15 protein-coding genes are annotated in these 15,871 nt (G+C 35.1%); 6 read left to right on the forward strand and 9 right to left on the reverse strand.

What is annotated here, in order from left to right; genetic code table 11:
* Window positions 1-67 precede the first annotated feature (67 nt).
* On the forward strand, window positions 68-1,258 hold the full coding sequence (locus tag BA768_RS09500; protein WP_065720535.1) for a vWA domain-containing protein: 1,191 nt from the start codon (window positions 68-70) through the stop codon (window positions 1,256-1,258).
* 261 nt (window positions 1,259-1,519) lie between these two features.
* Here BA768_RS09500 and BA768_RS09505 read toward each other — a convergent pair whose 3' ends face one another.
* Window positions 1,520-2,725 carry an NAD(P)/FAD-dependent oxidoreductase gene (locus BA768_RS09505; protein ID WP_065720536.1) on the reverse strand — a complete coding sequence of 402 codons (1,206 nt, stop codon included), beginning with the start codon at window positions 2,723-2,725 and terminating at the stop codon, window positions 1,520-1,522.
* 111 nt (window positions 2,726-2,836) lie between these two features.
* On the opposite strand from BA768_RS09505, the gene BA768_RS09510 reads away from it, so the two are divergent.
* Complete coding sequence (locus BA768_RS09510; protein WP_065720537.1) at window positions 2,837-3,217, forward strand: STAS/SEC14 domain-containing protein; 381 nt, start codon at window positions 2,837-2,839, stop codon at window positions 3,215-3,217.
* A 36-nt stretch (window positions 3,218-3,253) separates the two neighbouring features.
* Here the strand turns inward: BA768_RS09510 and BA768_RS09515 are convergent, their stop codons facing one another.
* Window positions 3,254-4,456, reverse strand: coding sequence for an MFS transporter (locus BA768_RS09515; RefSeq protein ID WP_185114195.1), 1,203 nt, complete (start codon window positions 4,454-4,456; stop codon window positions 3,254-3,256).
* A 170-nt stretch (window positions 4,457-4,626) separates the two neighbouring features.
* Here BA768_RS09515 and BA768_RS09520 point away from each other — a divergent pair, with 170 nt between their 5' ends.
* Window positions 4,627-5,478, forward strand: a complete 852-nt coding sequence (locus tag BA768_RS09520) for an AraC family transcriptional regulator (RefSeq protein ID WP_065720538.1) — start codon at window positions 4,627-4,629, stop codon at window positions 5,476-5,478.
* Window positions 5,479-5,728: 250 nt separating this feature from the next.
* Here the strand turns inward: BA768_RS09520 and lipA are convergent, their stop codons facing one another.
* Window positions 5,729-6,595 (reverse strand): lipoyl synthase, encoded by an 867-nt coding sequence (lipA, locus tag BA768_RS09525; RefSeq protein ID WP_065720539.1) that lies wholly within the window; start codon window positions 6,593-6,595, stop codon window positions 5,729-5,731.
* A 156-nt stretch (window positions 6,596-6,751) separates the two neighbouring features.
* Window positions 6,752-7,312, reverse strand: coding sequence for an RNA polymerase sigma factor (locus BA768_RS09530; RefSeq protein WP_065720540.1), 561 nt, complete (start codon window positions 7,310-7,312; stop codon window positions 6,752-6,754).
* 188 nt (window positions 7,313-7,500) lie between these two features.
* Between BA768_RS09530 and tyrS the strand changes: the two genes are divergently transcribed.
* Window positions 7,501-8,796: a tyrosine--tRNA ligase gene (gene tyrS, locus BA768_RS09535; RefSeq protein ID WP_065720541.1), complete on the forward strand. Its 1,296-nt coding sequence runs from the start codon at window positions 7,501-7,503 to the stop codon at window positions 8,794-8,796.
* Between the two features lie 73 nt (window positions 8,797-8,869).
* Here the strand turns inward: tyrS and BA768_RS09540 are convergent, their stop codons facing one another.
* Together BA768_RS09540 and BA768_RS09545 are read right to left on the reverse strand one after the other, a co-directional pair.
* Window positions 8,870-9,283: a hypothetical protein gene (locus BA768_RS09540; protein WP_065720566.1), complete on the reverse strand. Its 414-nt coding sequence runs from the start codon at window positions 9,281-9,283 to the stop codon at window positions 8,870-8,872.
* A gap of 190 nt (window positions 9,284-9,473) precedes the next feature.
* The gene (locus BA768_RS09545) at window positions 9,474-9,890 is read right to left on the reverse strand and encodes a hypothetical protein (RefSeq protein WP_065720542.1); all 417 of its coding nucleotides are present in this window, start codon (window positions 9,888-9,890) and stop codon (window positions 9,474-9,476) included.
* A gap of 197 nt (window positions 9,891-10,087) precedes the next feature.
* On the opposite strand from BA768_RS09545, the gene BA768_RS09550 reads away from it, so the two are divergent.
* Entirely contained in the window at window positions 10,088-12,076 is a 1,989-nt protein-coding gene (locus BA768_RS09550) for a sensor histidine kinase (RefSeq protein WP_065720543.1), read from the forward strand.
* The gene (locus BA768_RS09555) at window positions 12,063-12,704 is read left to right on the forward strand and encodes a DNA-binding response regulator (RefSeq protein ID WP_034674382.1); all 642 of its coding nucleotides are present in this window, start codon (window positions 12,063-12,065) and stop codon (window positions 12,702-12,704) included. The genes BA768_RS09550 and BA768_RS09555 overlap by 14 nt, the downstream gene beginning before the upstream one ends.
* Window positions 12,705-12,742: 38 nt before the next feature.
* Here the strand turns inward: BA768_RS09555 and BA768_RS09560 are convergent, their stop codons facing one another.
* The 3 genes from BA768_RS09560 to BA768_RS09565 form a co-directional block, all read right to left on the reverse strand.
* Window positions 12,743-14,320 (reverse strand): DHA2 family efflux MFS transporter permease subunit, encoded by a 1,578-nt coding sequence (locus BA768_RS09560; protein ID WP_034674380.1) that lies wholly within the window; start codon window positions 14,318-14,320, stop codon window positions 12,743-12,745.
* A gap of 86 nt (window positions 14,321-14,406) precedes the next feature.
* Complete coding sequence (locus tag BA768_RS21265; RefSeq protein ID WP_165601781.1) at window positions 14,407-14,544, reverse strand: hypothetical protein; 138 nt, start codon at window positions 14,542-14,544, stop codon at window positions 14,407-14,409.
* Window positions 14,545-14,754: 210 nt separating this feature from the next.
* Window positions 14,755-15,858 (reverse strand): HlyD family secretion protein, encoded by a 1,104-nt coding sequence (locus tag BA768_RS09565; RefSeq protein WP_065720544.1) that lies wholly within the window; start codon window positions 15,856-15,858, stop codon window positions 14,755-14,757.
* Window positions 15,859-15,871: the final 13 nt, after the last annotated feature.

Below are 15,871 nucleotides of genomic sequence, written 5' to 3' on the forward strand. Positions count from 1 at the left end.
AAGATTAAGTGATAACACGAATCTCGTAACTCGTAACAAAAAATAAAAATTATTAAAACAAAACAATATGAACACCTTAAAATTAATTACAATTAGCTTAAGTATTGCAGCATTTTTAAGCGCAGAAAAAACTTCAGGAATTCGCTGTAGCAAAAATACAGACGAAAGACAAATTCTTGAAAGCAATGTTTCCGAAAAACCAATGGAGGTTTCAAAGGATAATAAAATTCAGGTTGCCTTGCTTTTGGACACTTCCAACAGTATGGACGGACTGATTGATCAGGCAAAATCGAGATTGTGGAATATCGTTAATACTCTAACGACTTTAAAATACAACGGAAAATCGCCACAAGTGGAAATTGCTCTGTATGAATACGGAAATGATGGATTGCAGGATGAAAATTACATCAGACAGGTTACTCCGCTTACACAAGATTTGGATTTGGTTTCGGAAAAACTGTTTGCTTTAAAAACCAATGGCGGAAATGAATATTGCGGAGCGGTCATTCGTGATGCATCCACCAATCTGAAATGGGACGGAAACGAAAAAAGCATGAAACTGATTTACATTGCCGGAAACGAACCTTTTGATCAGGGAAGAATAGGTTATAAAGATGTTATTTCTAAAGCTAAAACCAAAAACATTTACACCAATACGATTTTCTGCGGAAGTCGTGAGGAAGGAATTCAGTCGCATTGGCAAACCGGAGCGACTTTAGGAGACGGAAAATTCTTTAATATCGACAGCGACCAAAAGGTAATTTACATTGAAACGCCTTATGACGTAAAGATTTCACAGTACAATTCCCAATTGAATAATACTTATATTTCTTACGGAAACAGAGGTTCTGAAATGAAAAACAAACAGGCAGTTCAGGATGTTAATGCGGAATCGTTATCAGCTTCAAATGCAGTGGAAAGAGCCGTGAGCAAATCAAAGAAAAATGCTTACAAAAATGACCATTGGGACTTGGTAGACAGAGTTGAAAAAGATAAAGCTTACATTTCATCGATGAAAGAAGAAGAATTGCCTTCAGAATTAAAAGGAAAAAGCAAAGCTGAAATCACAAAAATTGTGGCTCAAAAATCTGCAGACCGGGAAAAAATTCAGAAAGAAATTGAGGTTTTAGCAAAAAAACGTCAGGAGTTCATTGATGTTGAAACCAAAAAACGTGGCAATTCAGATTCTGATGATTTGGGAAAAGCGATTGAAAAATCGATTGCCGAGATTGCAAAGAAAAATGGATACGCGTTTTAAATTTGAGATTTGAGGTTTGAAATTCGAAATTCAGGATTCAAGATTTAAAATCCATAGTCCTGAAAGGACGGTCTTTTAGAGGATAGGATGAAGTCCTATCAATAATAAATAAAGGAATTGGTCTCAAACACCAGTTCCACATATGATTAAAAATCCCTTTGGACGATGTGAATGTTATTATTGTTTATTTTGTTTCGGGCTCGGCTTCGCCGAGCCCGAAACTTTTCAATTTATATTGATCTTCAAAAAATAAAATTTACATCATCTGCCAAATTTAAAATATTCAGAAAGCTTATGCGTTTCATTTTTCATAAATGCGGAAGCCATTTCCATTCCGGTAACCGAGAAAGTAATTCCGTTTCCGCCAAACCCTAAAACAAAATAGGAGTTTTTAAATTGATCATGTGTTCCTATGTAAGGCAATCCGTCTTTTGTTTCACCGAAAGTTCCTGCCCAGACAAAATCGGTGTAAAAATGATAATCAGGCTGTATTCTCTTTAAATGCCGGCGAATTTCTTTTTCTTTTTTACCCAACACAGAATCACGCTTTTCGGGATCGTAGAAATCTTCATCTCCACCGCCAATCAAAAGTCTTTCATCATCGGTCGACCGCATATAAATGTAAGGATCATCGGTATTCCAGACGAGAGTATGTTCAATATTTTTAAACTTATCTTTATCAATTTCAGAAACAATCGCATAAGTACTTTTCAGGTTGACAAAGTTTTCCTTAATCAGCATTTTACTTTCATAGCCGATACAGTAAATAATTTTTTTTGCTTTAATATTAAAGCCATCAGTTGTTAAAGCCAAATTATGATCACGAAGATATTTCACGGATTTCATTTCTGTTTTATCAAAAATCTTTAATCCCTTATTAACGTTAAATCTCAGTAATTCATGCGCAAATTTAAAGGCATCGATACTTGCGCCCTGTTTCGATAAAATTCCGCCATAGGTGTTCTGAAAACTGAATTTTTCCTCAATCTCTTCAGTTCCCAGCCAAGCCACATCAAATCCGGCTTTTTTTCTGGCTTCATATTCTTTTTCAAGCCAGATGGCATCTTTCTTTTTTGAAGCAAAATACAGTGACTGTTTTCTCTTAAAACCCGAACGTGATTTTATTTCTTTGGTGAGTTTGGCTATTTGGTCAATGGATTTTGAACAGGCTTTATAACTTTCTACCGCACCTTTTTCGCCAATCATTTCAATTAATTCATAAAGCGGAACATCAATCTCATACTGCAACATTGAAGTAGTTGCTGAAGTGCTTCCGTTGCAGACTTCCCTTTTATCAATTAAAATCGTTTGGTATCCGTCTTTTATCATTTGATGGGCAATTAAACTGCCGGTAATTCCGCCACCGATAATAAGAACATCACATTCTTCATCATTTTTAAGCGAGGGATAAGAAGCTACCAACCCATTTTTCAAAAGCCAGAAAGGTTCGTTAGATTTCAGGTCCATAGATTATTTTTCAAAATCTCATCAAGAATTGCGCCTTTAATAAAGCATTTCTACATTTATGGTTTAATTATTGATCAATTAATCTCACCAAAACCATTTAAAATATAAATTATGATAACGATTATTAATGACGCTCCGGAAAATGTGGCTGCTTTCAATGCAACAGGTGATATAACGAAAGAAGATTTTGAAAATCTAGTTATTCCATACGTTAAAAGCAAAGTCGAACAATTTGATGAACTGAATTACCTCCTTTATTTAGATACAGATTTAAGCAATTTCACAATGGGAGCATGGCTTCAGGACGCTCTTTTAGGTTTAAAAAATCTTTCAAAATGGAACCGGTGCGCCATTGTAACGGATAAAGAAGGCGTACAGAATTTTACTGATATTTTCAGTGTTTTGATGCCCGGAGAATTTAAATCCTTTCCAAAAGAAAATCTTTATAATGCTTTGTACTGGTGTGAAAACGGTAACGAAGTTGAAAGTTAGTTAGCAAAAAAGAGAAGCAAAATTGCTTCTCTTTTTTTATTTATCAAAAGGGACACATTCCACAGCAACTTCTTTTTCCACAGGTTGTGCAGAACGATAAAGGTACATGTATCGAATGCTTATGACCAATCCGATCAATGTCATAAAAACTCCGACCAACGAAGGATAATTATATGAAAATCCGTTTTCCAAAGGAATTCCTCCGAGAAATGCTCCCATTGCATTGGCAATATTAAATGCAGCCTGCATAAACGCAGCCGCCATCATTTCACTTTTCGGTGCTGCTTTCATCATCATGATATTAATCGGAGCTGCAACGGACATTGATAACGCACCGCAGATAAAGGTTAATCCTAAAGAAATATACTGATATTCTGAAAGAAAAAATACGCCGGATAAAGAAACCATCATTAATGCAAGCAATAAAATACAGGTTTTTTCTGGACTTAATCGGTCAGATAAATATCCTCCGACAAGATTTCCAACTACCATTCCGGCTCCGGCAAGAATCATTACATACGCCATACTGCTTTCTGCAATTCCCGAAATAACGGTCATTAATGGTGTGATATAACTGAACCACGTAAACAAACCTCCAAAACCAATTGCTGTAATCGCCAAAACCAGCCAAGCCTGTTTTCTCTTGAGAAATTTAATTTCTTCTTTAAAATGTGTATCCTGATTCGCCTCCATCGCGGGAAGCCAAAGTTTTAAAAATAACAAAGCAAATAAACCAATTACCGCAACAATTGCAAAATACCATCTCCAGTGAAACATATGACCAATGTAAGTCACTAATGGAACCATCGCCAAATTAGCCACAGTCAATCCCGTAAACATTAAGGAAATATAAAATGCCTCCTTCCCTTTTGCAGCCATTCTCGTTGCAACCACTGTTCCCACACCGAAAAATGCTCCATGTGGAAGTCCGGACAAGAAACGAATAATCATCATCGAATTATAATCAGGAGCTATTGCAGACAATCCATTAAACAATGTGAAAATCATCACTAATACCATCAACACTTTTTTGGGTGGAAATTTCACCGAATATCCAATCAAAATTGGTGCTCCTACAACAACTCCAAAAGCGTATGCAGAAATCAGATGTCCCGCTTCCGGAATACTAATCTGTAAACTTCTTGCCAAATCGGGAAGCAATCCCATAATCGTAAATTCCGTTGTCCCAATTCCCAAACCGCCTATTGCGAGCGGAATAATTCTTTTATCAATCTGCATTGTAAATTCTTTAAAAATAAACCTGATTTGAGCAATTATTCATTGCTTCTTTTAACAGCACAAAATTCGATAGAAAATATCATTTAAACTTTAACAGAAATGATATAAATTTGCTCTGTATTAACTTTTTTATTTTAATTTAAATCAAATATTAATCAAAATAGAACCTAATGAAAATACAGAAGGAAATCATCGATTTTGAAGATGGCAAATCTTTCAAACTGTTCTCTCCATCTTTGAAAGACTGTTTTTTTTGGCATTATCATCCTGAAATAGAGCTTGTATACGTAGAAGCTTGTAAAGGAATCCGTCATGTCGGGAAAAATATTTCAGATTTTAAAGACAGCGAGCTGCTATTGATTGGTTCAAATGTTCCGCACCTTAATTTTGATTATAAAATTCAGACAGAATGCAAACAATTGGTTCTTCAAATGAGAGAAAACTTCCTTCAGGAGCTTATTTTTCCTATCCCCGAATTTGACAATATTAAAAAATTATTGGAACGTTCTTATTTAGGTTTATCTTTTTCAGGCGAAACCAAAGCAACAGTTGTCGAAAAACTTCATCAGATTAAAAATGAAAATTCATTCAGTTCTTTCATGGGTTTAATTGAGATTTTGCAGATTCTTGCAAGTTCAAATGAAGTAAAAGAACTGAATAATGAAGACACTAGAATAAAATGGTTTTTGAATGATAAAATCAGGATGGGAACGATTTATGATTATATTCATGAGAATTATGATAAACACCTAAATGTCAACATAATTGCAGAAAATGTAAACTTGAGTACTCCTGCCTTTTGTCGTTATTTTAAGAAGCAAACCAATATGACTTTCACAGATTTTGTGAATAATTACAGGCTTAATCAGGCAAAACTTTTACTCCTTCAAAATGAATGCGTAACGGAAGTTTGTTTTCAGGTTGGCTTTGAAAGTCTTTCCTATTTCAATAAATTATTTAAAAAATATATTGGTGAAACACCGTCTGCTTTTAAGAAAAAGCATCTAAGTAAAGTTGAATAGTTTTTTCAACACTTCTTTGTCATTCTGACGAAGGAAGAATCTATTTTTTTTACGCAATAAACGCAAAGATTTATTTTAAATTATGCTGTATATTTTTGTTCGCAAAGGCGTTTCACTCAGCAATGAAATTTTGTAAAGCATCATCTCTAATAAAATTTGCTTAGATTCCTACGGAATGACAAACTCAATGTTTTAATTCTTCGTAATGACAATAAAAAAATCGCTTCTGAATTTGAAGCGATTGATATTTTTAATGAATATGTTTTTCAGCGTGATAAGAACTTCTTACCAGAGGCGAACTTTCAACGTGTCTGAAGCCTAAGCTTCTTGCAAAATCCCCGAATTCATCAAATTCTTCCGGAGTGATAAATTTCTTTACAGGAAGATGTTTTTTCGTTGGCTGTAAATACTGCCCCATCGTAATGACGTCAACGTTAGCGTTTCTGATGTCTTCAATCGTCTGGAAAACCTCATCTTTATTTTCTCCTAAACCAAGCATTAATCCGGTTTTTGTTCTGTTTTGTCCTGCTTCTTTTAGATATCTTAAAACTTCAAGGCTTCTCTCATATTTCGCCTGAATTCTCACTTCTCTGGTCAAACGTTTTACCGTTTCCATGTTGTGAGAAATCACTTCCGGAGCAACTTCTACCAATCTGTCAAGGTGTTTTGTCAACCCTTGAAAGTCAGGAATCAATGTTTCCATCGTCGTTCCCGGGGAAATTCTTCTTACAGCATTTACAGTTTCACCCCAGAGAATCGAGCCCATGTCTTTCAAATCGTCACGGTCAACTGAAGTTAAAACAGCATGCTTTATTTTCATTAATTTAATAGAACGTGCTACTTTTTCAGGTTCATCCCAATTGACATCCATGGGTTTTCCTGTTTTTACACCACAAAATCCACAGCTTCTTGTACAGATATTTCCTAAAATCATGAAAGTTGCTGTTCCTTCTCCCCAACATTCACCCATATTTGGGCAGCTTCCGCTTTGGCAAATTGTATTTAATTTATATTTATCAACCAAAGTTCTCAATTCTCTGTAATTCTTTCCGGTAGGAAGTTTTACGCGAATCCATTTTGGTTTCTGAACGGTAGTATCCTGAACTAAATTCTCCATTTATTTCTAAAATTGACCTCAAAGTTAAGGAATTTTTTATCGACTGTGTCTACGATACGAATTGATGGAAATGATAATTTAAATCTGCCATGAATGCACGAATGATTATTTGGTAATTTTTAAATATAAATTCATGCATTTGTGGCATTAATAATATTAATTATCCTCAAACTCATTATTTTTCAGCAATTCAGCTAAGACTTTTTTGGCGCGCATCACACGAACTTTCGTATTGGCAACGGAAATCCCCAATTCTTCAGCAATCTCTTTAATGCTTTTTTCCTCAAAAAATCTTAATCTGATAATATCCTGATAATTGGCGTCTAAAGATTCAATGGTTTTGATAATTTTCTTCTGCTCTTCTTCCGAGATCATCAGTTCTTCCGGTGATTTTGCATAATGATTTTTTACTTCATCCAGATTTTCCGTCGGATCTTGATTTTCTCTTGATTTTCTTCGCCAAAAATCGATAATGGTATTCTGAGCAATCGTTAAAATCCATGTTTTAAACTGAAAATGCGGATCATACATATCCAGTTTAGACAAAACTTTTGAAAAAACATTCACTGTAATTTCATCAGCATCGTTTTCGTCACGAACTTTTTTCATCACAAAAGAAAAAACATCCACCCAAAAAACATTGATGAGTTTGGTCTGCGCTTTCTGGTCTTTTTCCTTTGCTTTTTGGATGAGAGGAAATAATTGCTCGTCTTTCATTAATAACAAATATAATTGAATTTTGCTAATGAAGCAATAAGGGCTGGAAGTTGGGTGATGGTGTCGGAAGTTTACAACTTTGAAAATAAATCTTGAATCTCGAACCTTGAATGCGAAACTCGGAACTCGATTCCAAAACTCGCACGAAATGATTATCTTTGCACCTTAAATTTTAAACTGAAAAAATAATGAATTCCTTTATAGAAGAATTAAAATGGCGCGGTCTTTTTGCAGACATGATGCCCGGAACAGACGAGCAACTGAATAAGGAGATGACAACTGCCTATATCGGTTTCGATCCTACCGCAGATTCTTTGCATATCGGAAGTCTTATTCAGATTAAAATTTTAGCTCATTTTCAGCAACACGGCCACAAACCAATTGCTTTGGTTGGTGGTGCAACAGGTATGATTGGCGATCCGTCAGGAAAATCTGCAGAGAGAAATCTTTTGGATGAAGCAACACTTTTACATTATGTTGACTGTTTGAAAAACCAATTATCAAGATTTTTAGATTTTTCCGGAAGTGGAGAAAATAAAGCTGAACTGGTTAACAATTATGACTGGATGAAAAATATTTCTTTTCTGGATTTTGCAAAAAATGTGGGAAAAAATATTACGGTAAATTATATGATGGCGAAAGATTCTGTAAAAAAAAGATTTTCAGGAGAATCGGGAGCAGACGGAATGAGTTTTACAGAATTTACGTATCAATTGATCCAAGGTTATGACTTTTTACATTTATACCAAAATAACAATGTAAAGCTTCAGATGGGTGGTTCTGACCAATGGGGAAATATCACAACGGGTACAGAACTAATCCGTAGAAAAGCTCAGGGAGAAGCTTTTGCATTAACCGTTCCGTTGATTACAAAAGCGGACGGCTCAAAATTCGGAAAATCTGAAAGCGGAGAAAATTACTGGTTAGACAAAAAGAAAACTTCACCTTATAAATTCTATCAATTCTGGTTGAATGCAACTGATGATGATGCTGAAAGATTTATAAAATTCTATACTTTCTTAGCTAAAGAAGAAATCGAAGACTTAATCGAAGACCACAAAACTGCTCCTCACGAAAGAAAACTTCAAAAGAAATTAGCTGAAGAAGTGACGGTTTGGGTTCATGGAAGAGAAGAGTACGAAAAAGCTTTGAAAGCTTCTGAAATTCTATTTGGTCGTTCTACAGCAGAAGATTTGGTAAGCCTTGATGAAGAAACTTTCTTGGATATTTTTGACGGAGTTCCACAGAAAGAAGTGGCAAAAGCGAATGTTTTAGGAATTAATATCGTTGATTTATTATCAGAAAAATCTGGATTTTTAAAGTCTAAAAGTGAGGCAACCAGAGAATTGAAAGGAAATGCAATTTCTGTAAATAAAGATAAAATCAATGAAGTTTACACCGCCAATGAAAGCGACTTGATTGACGGTAAATTCCTATTATTACAAAAAGGAAAGAAAAGCTACTTTATTGTAAAAGTAATTTAATCTAAAAAATACATAAAAATAATCCGACTCAGTTTTTGAGTCGGATTATTTTTATCATCAGTTTAGTTTAATTTTAGAAAGAATATGCTGCAGAAGCAGATAAAGTCTGACCGCTTGAAATACCTTCTTTTTTCAATACACCATCTACCCAAATCTGAACTTTTAAAGTAGATGAAGCATCAACGCCTGTTGCATTTACTACGACATTAGAATTATAAACTACTCCTTCTGCATTGATTTCCGGGCTCGTCCAGGTCGTTCCGTTCAAACCGGTTACCGTAATAGGATTTCCGTCGATCCCGTAAACGGCTTTGGTTATATTCACTCCGGGTGACGCCTCTGCCTTAAAGACTATTTTTTGTGTCTTTACATCTTCAGAAATATCATCACCATCTTTCCGACAAGATTCAACAAAACTAAAAACCATTACTGTTATCAAAGCAACAAATAATCCTTTAAATACCTGATTCAATTTTATTTTTTTCATAAATTTATTTGTTAATCTTATCCGGAATCTCTTCATTGAGCATCCGCAGGAATATGATAGACTAAAATTCTGTCAATCGTCAAATTTAAAAAAAATATTCTAGCTTATTTCAGGTATTTTTCAGTTCATTCGGTAATAAAAAATCCGACTCAAGATTGAGCCGGATTCCTTTTCATCATCAGTTTAATTTTTAGAACGTATATGCTGCAGATGCAGATAAATATTGTCCGCTTGAAGTTCCTTCTTTTTTAAGTTCACCATCTACCCAGATCTGAACTTTCAAAGTAGATGTAGCGCTTGCTCCAATTGCATTTACCGCAACATTAGCACTCATTGCTCCTGCTTCAGAAGTAATTTCCGGGCTTGACCATGTTGTACCGCTTAAACTCGTTGCAGTGGTAGGATTTCCGTCGATTCCGTAAACAGCGATTTCAATATTGCTTCCCGCAGATGCTTCCGCTTTGAAAACCACTTTGTGAGATTTATTCGTTCCCGGAATATTGTCATCGTCATCATTGCTGCACGAGGTTACAAAGCCAAAAACCAACGCCATCATCACCATTACAAATGATCCTCTTAAAACGTTTTTCAATTTCATTTTTTTCATAATTTCTCTTGTTAAATATTACTGTTATTGTTAATTACGTAATCTGTCTGATTTAGTACCTGCAAAACTATGATTGTGCGAAGCGGCAATCAATCCTCAGAATCAAGTAAAATTTTCTACCAGATTTTAGGTATTTTCTGATATTAATTTTATCACTAAATTGTGGAGTTTTTATTTCAAATAATGAAATTGATAGCATGAAGAAACACCTTATCACCCTCTGTATTTTTTTATCTCTTTACCTGCAATCGCAACAACTTATTCCGCTTAACGAAAAAGCGTATTCGGACAGCTTAAAAAATGTGGTCAACGGAAAAACCGACAATCATTCAAAAGTGAAAGCATATTTCTTACTATCAAGCTTTTACCGAAATACAGATTCGCTTTCAAGTAAAAATTATTTACAGAAAGCTGCCACTTTAGGTTTAAAAAATCCTTTAAACAAAGCAAAATATCATTATTATGAAGGCCAACATTTTATAGAACGAAACAAAGAAAAAGCAGCACTTTCTTTCCAGAAAGCCATAAAGGAATTCTCTAAAATTAAAACTGAAGAAGCCGATTTTTACACCGCTTCGTCATGGTATAACTATGGAGTTACGCAGAAAAATAAAGAAGGTTATCCTTTTTTGGTTAAAATTTTAGTTGAAAAAAGCATTCCGCAGGTGGAAAAGTATAAGAATCATAAAACTTTAGGTCAGCTTTATTCTCAACTTGCGATTATTCTTACCTATAATGCTGAGTTTGCAAAAGCTTTTGAATACAACACAAAAGCCATTCAATTATTAGAAAAAAATGCACCCAGTTCTCCCGAATTGTTTTTTGCTTACTTGAATACGGCAAGTAATTTCTGTTATCAGGCTAAAGGAGACGAAGCAAAAAGGTTTTTAGACAAAGCCGAAAAATTGATTCAGCCTTATCCTGAATCTTCATCCAATGCTTCCTATTATTACGGAAAGACACTTTATTTTATTACCAAACAAAAGAATGAAGAAGCGCTTCCGATGATTGAAAAAGGGTTGGTTTATGCTAAAAAATCGAATCAGAATCTTTTGACCCAGATGTTTTATCTCAACAAATATGATATTCTGAGAAAGCAAAATAAACTAAATGAAGCAAAAAAAGTTCTGGAAGATATTTTGTCTGAAAAAACACTGATTATTGATGTAAATAACAGAAAAACGTTTTACAACCAGCTTTCAAGCCTAAATGAACAAATGGGAAATCTTCCTGAAGCTTTAATCTGGGAAAAGAAGTATTCGAAATTGAGTGACAGTTTAAATACTGAAAATGTAAAGCTGGAACTCAATAAGCTGGAAACCAAATTCAGAACCGCAGAAAAACAAAAAGAAATTGCCAATTTGAACACTGAAAAAGCACAAAAAGAACTGGAAATCAATAAGAAAAATCAGTATTTATGGCTTCTTGGTTTTGCATCTTTATTTCTAATTATTTTAATGATTGCCATTTATTTTTATACTAAAAAATTAAGCAAGCAAAAGGAAATTAATCACCATCAAAAACTTAAAGAAATTGCGCAGCAGGAAGAATTAAAAATAACAAAAGCCATTCTTGAAGGTGAAGAAAAGGAAAGAGAAAGAGTCGGAAAAGACCTTCACGACGGACTTGGCGGAATGCTTGCCGGAGTGAAAATTAATTTTTCGACATGGGCCTCGCAAAATTTAGAACAAAAAAATAAAGAAAACTTTAATGAAATTCTTAATCAGCTGGATCAATCTGTTTCTGAGCTGAGAAATATTTCACGGAATCTTATGCCGGAATCTCTTTTAAAATTTGGTTTAGAAACCGCATTAAAAGACCTTTGTGAATTTTACACCCGAAACGACTTACATATTGATTTTCAGGCAATCGACATCAATCCAAAGCTTTCATTGGCTATTCAGATTAATATTTTCAGAATTGTACAGGAAATTCTGGCAAATGCGGTAAAACATTCAGAAGCAAAAAATATATTGCTGCAATGTTCCCAGTCAAATGATATTTTTATGATTACCATTGAAGATGACGGCAGAGGTTTTGATGAAAATTATCATTCAAAAACAAAAAGTATGGGTCTTCATAATTTACGAATCCGTGTTGATTATTTAAAAGGAAAAATGGAAATCAATTCTGATAATGAAGGAACGGCAATTAATATAGAACTCAATACTCATGCAATCTCATAAAATAAATATTGTCATTGTAGATGACCACCCTATCGTCATTGAAGGGCTGAAAATCATGTTATCCGACAAACCGTTTTTTCAAATTTCCGAAACATTTACCAATGGTTCTGAAGTCATCAAGTTTGTGAAAACGAATGAGGTTGATATTGTTTTGCTTGACATTTCTCTTCCCGACATCAGCGGAATACAATTGTGTGAAGAGATTAAGAAAATTTCGCCGAATACTTCTGTTATTATGTTCAGTAACCGCTCCGAAAGAAGTATTATTATGCAGTGTATTCAAAATGGAGCCAGTGGTTATTTGTTGAAAAATGTTTCCATTGAAGAGTTAATGGAATGTTTTCAGGGTGCACTTTCAGGAAATATTGTTTTCTGCAACGAGACCAAAAACATCATCAGCAAGCCTTCTCCACAGCAATTAACTACTACTCCACGTCTGACGAAAAGAGAAAAACAGATTCTTCAGTTTTTAGCAAAAGGAAAAACGAGTAATGAGATTGCGAATGAACTTTGTTTAAGCTCATTAACTGTTGATACGCATCGTAAAAATCTGCTTAATAAATTTGGTGCAAAAAACTCCGCCGAGCTTGTAAATATGGCGATACAGCAGAATATGATTCTGGAATAAAAAAACCTCCGAAAAAATCCGGAGGTTTCTAAGAAAAATTAGTGCATGGCTTCACTCAGGTCTATTTTCTCTTTGCTTTTTCTTTCTCTCACAAACAAGATGAAAGGTATACAAACGAGAAACGCAATCCCGAGATAAAGAAATACATCCATATAAGAAAGTACGGTTGCCTGTTTTGTCACAGACATATCCAATACTTTATAAGCAGCATTCAATGCAGCATCGGGAGTCATTCCTTTTGCCATGAAACTGGCTTTTAAACCATTTATTCTTTGCTGAACATCAAAATCGGTAGAATCTAAATGACTTATTAAGTTCACACGGTATTTCTGACTTGCATTGGCAATAAACGTTGTGATTGCCGCAACTCCGAAAGAACCGCCAAGCTGTCGCATCATTCCTGTAAAAGCTGCACCCTGACCGATTTCCTGGCCTTTTAAGGTACTTAGTGATAAAGATGTTATCGGAATAAATAATAAACCTAATCCCATTCCTCGCACAATCAGCATCCAGAAAAAGGCATCTTTCCCGGTATCGGGTGTCAGAATCTTATAACCCCAGAAACTGTAAATAAAGAATATAAGCAATCCCAAAGAAACGAGAATCTGCTGTTTCGCTCCTTTTGAAAGTAACCGGCCAATAATCGGCATCATAAATGCGGTTGTAAGTGCAGCCGGGATCATTAAAGCACCTGACTGAAGCGCTGTCCAGCCCAAAATACTTTGCGTATATAAAGGAACGATAAACGTTGAACCATAAAGACCGAATCCTAACACGAAAGACATCACCGTTCCGATCCTTAAGTTTCCGTTTTTCAGAACCCTGAGCTCCACGATTGGATATTTGAAAGTGAGTTCACGCCAAAGGAAACATATAAATCCTAAAACAGCTGTAGAAGTAAAAGTGACGATCATTCCGCTTTCAAACCAGTCTTCTTCATGGCCTCTTTCCAGAATAAACTGAAGGGATCCTACGGTAACTGCCAAAAGTGCAATTCCCAACCAGTCTACATCTGAAGCCTTACGTTTTTCGGAAAATTTAGGACTTTTAATAAACTGTAAAGTCATTAAGGTAGCCGCAATCCCAATTGGAATATTAATATAAAATATATACGGCCAGCTGTAATTATCAACAATATATCCCCCCAATGGCGGACCTAAAGTCGGGCCAATAATAACGCCCAAACCATAAATTGCCTGCGCCATACTTCTTTTTTCGATAGGATAAGATTCGGTAATGATGGTCTGTGATGTTACCAGCAATGCACCACCTCCGATACCTTGACACAGTCTGAAAAATACCAGTTCCCAAATATTATCTGCATTTCCGCAGAGAAAAGAAAAAATGGTAAATATAATGATGGATGCCGCAAAGTAATTTCTACGTCCAAACTGTTGAGACAGCCAGCTCGTCATGGGAACTACAATTACGTTACCAATGGCATACGCTGTAATTACCCAACCCACTTCAGAAAGTGTAGACCCCAGGTTTCCCTTCATCTCGTTGAGGGCAACATTTACAATCGTGGAATCGACAATTTCCAGCAAAGCACAAAGAATCGCTGTAATCGTAATGATTACTCTTCGGGCTCCGTATTCTACTAATGAATCTTGCATTGATTTTTTAATGTATTATTAGGCTAAGTTTAAGGTTGAGGCTTAATATTTAACATCATTTTTAAAAATTATAAAAAAGCGAATTGTCAGCAATCAACTTCGTTGTCAATTTTTACTACTTCATTTCCAACTGCCATTATCTTCTTCAAAATCATCATCAATTTCCTGCTTCCCATTTCCTTCAGCATTTGTCTTTGACTTCCAACAGCAAACTGACAATTCACTTATGAATTTTTATTACGTAAAAGTGAATTGTCAATGTCAATCAACTTCGTTGTCAATTTTTACTACTTCATTTCCAAAACTCCATCAATCTTACTTCATTTTCAATTCACAATTGACTTTCTTCAGCAAAACTGACAATTCACTTATTTTAAAATCTTTCCAAACAGAAAGAATATAAACATTATACCTTTTCCTTTTAACCTGTCTCTTTATTTTAAAGAAACTTCTGCTTTTACATTCATTCCTGTTCTCAGTCTTTTTGCAATATCTTTATCAAGATTTACAAAATCGATTTTTACAGGAAGTCTTTGTACTACTTTTACGAAGTTTCCGCTTGCATTATCCGGAGGAAGAATAGAGAATGTAGAACCTGTTGCCGGAGAGAATGAGCTTACAACCCCTTCAAAATCTTTGTCAGGAAAAGCATCGATTTCGATTTTTACTTTCTGTCCTTCTACCATTTTATCAACCTGAGTTTCTTTAAAGTTGGCAACAACCCATTTCTGATCATTTTTAACCAAAGCAAATAACTGAGAACCTGCCTGCAAATATTGTCCTGCCTGAATTGGCACTTTTCCTACGAAACCATCTTCAGGAGCAACAATTACAGTATATGATAAATTTAATCTAGCATTTTCAACATCTACTTCTCTTTGTTTTGCCACAGATCCCGCAACACTGATTTGCTGAGAACTTGCCGCTGTCTGAGAAGAAGCAATATCCGTCTGCTGAGCAATCTGATTTTTCTGGTCAACTAAAACCTGCAATTGTCTGTCTGCAGATTGTTTTGCTGCTAAAGCCTGCTCATATTGTTGTTCTGTAATAGAGTGATCTTTTACAAGAATTTCGTATCTCTTTAAATCCTGCCCGGTTTTCCAAACATTTACTTTTGCTGCTTCAATCTGTGCATTAGCGGTTGTCACTGCTGCCTGAGAAGAACCGATGTTTTTTGAGGTTGCTGTTGTAGAAGCTTCAGCGTTGGAAATATTACTTTTTGCCGTAACTAAAGCAGCTTCTGCTTGTTGAAGAGCCATTTTCTGGTCTCTGTTATCCAGAATAACCAAAGTATCTCCTTTTTTCACAAACTGGTTGTCTTTCACTTTTACGTCCGTCACATAACCAGAAATTTTCGAAATCACGGGAGCTAAGTTTGATGCAATCTGAGCATCATCAGTTTCTTCATGCACTTGTCCGTAAGAGTAAGATCTGTATCCGAAGATTCCACCTCCTACTAAAACCACCGCCAAAATAATAGGAAAGACTAAGCTTTTTTTCTTTTTAGGTTCGGTTGCCTGTGTATTATTATTTTCCATTTTGGGTATCGTT

Origin of the sequence: Chryseobacterium sp. CBo1, from assembly GCF_001693475.1 — a bacterium.
Lineage (GTDB): Bacteria > Bacteroidota > Bacteroidia > Flavobacteriales > Weeksellaceae > Chryseobacterium > Chryseobacterium formosense.

Bases quoted from the DNA above. Each gene is read 5' to 3' on its own strand.
- BA768_RS09560 (WP_034674380.1), bottom strand. From the start codon at position 14,320: ATGCAAGATTCATTAGTAGAATACGGAGCCCGAAGAGTAATCATTACG.
- BA768_RS09565 (WP_065720544.1), bottom strand. From the start codon at position 15,858: ATGGAAAATAATAATACACAGGCAACCGAACCTAAAAAGAAAAAAAGC.
- BA768_RS09500 (WP_065720535.1), top strand. From the start codon at position 68: ATGAACACCTTAAAATTAATTACAATTAGCTTAAGTATTGCAGCATTT.
- BA768_RS09515 (WP_185114195.1), bottom strand. From the start codon at position 4,456: ATGCAGATTGATAAAAGAATTATTCCGCTCGCAATAGGCGGTTTGGGA.
- BA768_RS09505 (WP_065720536.1), bottom strand. From the start codon at position 2,725: ATGGACCTGAAATCTAACGAACCTTTCTGGCTTTTGAAAAATGGGTTG.
- BA768_RS09555 (WP_034674382.1), top strand. From the start codon at position 12,063: ATGCAATCTCATAAAATAAATATTGTCATTGTAGATGACCACCCTATC.
- BA768_RS09510 (WP_065720537.1), top strand. From the start codon at position 2,837: ATGATAACGATTATTAATGACGCTCCGGAAAATGTGGCTGCTTTCAAT.
- BA768_RS09545 (WP_065720542.1), bottom strand. From the start codon at position 9,890: ATGAAAAAAATGAAATTGAAAAACGTTTTAAGAGGATCATTTGTAATG.
- BA768_RS09530 (WP_065720540.1), bottom strand. From the start codon at position 7,312: ATGAAAGACGAGCAATTATTTCCTCTCATCCAAAAAGCAAAGGAAAAA.
- tyrS (WP_065720541.1), top strand. From the start codon at position 7,501: ATGAATTCCTTTATAGAAGAATTAAAATGGCGCGGTCTTTTTGCAGAC.
- BA768_RS09550 (WP_065720543.1), top strand. From the start codon at position 10,088: ATGAAGAAACACCTTATCACCCTCTGTATTTTTTTATCTCTTTACCTG.
- lipA (WP_065720539.1), bottom strand. From the start codon at position 6,595: ATGGAGAATTTAGTTCAGGATACTACCGTTCAGAAACCAAAATGGATT.
- BA768_RS09540 (WP_065720566.1), bottom strand. From the start codon at position 9,283: ATGAAAAAAATAAAATTGAATCAGGTATTTAAAGGATTATTTGTTGCT.
- BA768_RS09520 (WP_065720538.1), top strand. From the start codon at position 4,627: ATGAAAATACAGAAGGAAATCATCGATTTTGAAGATGGCAAATCTTTC.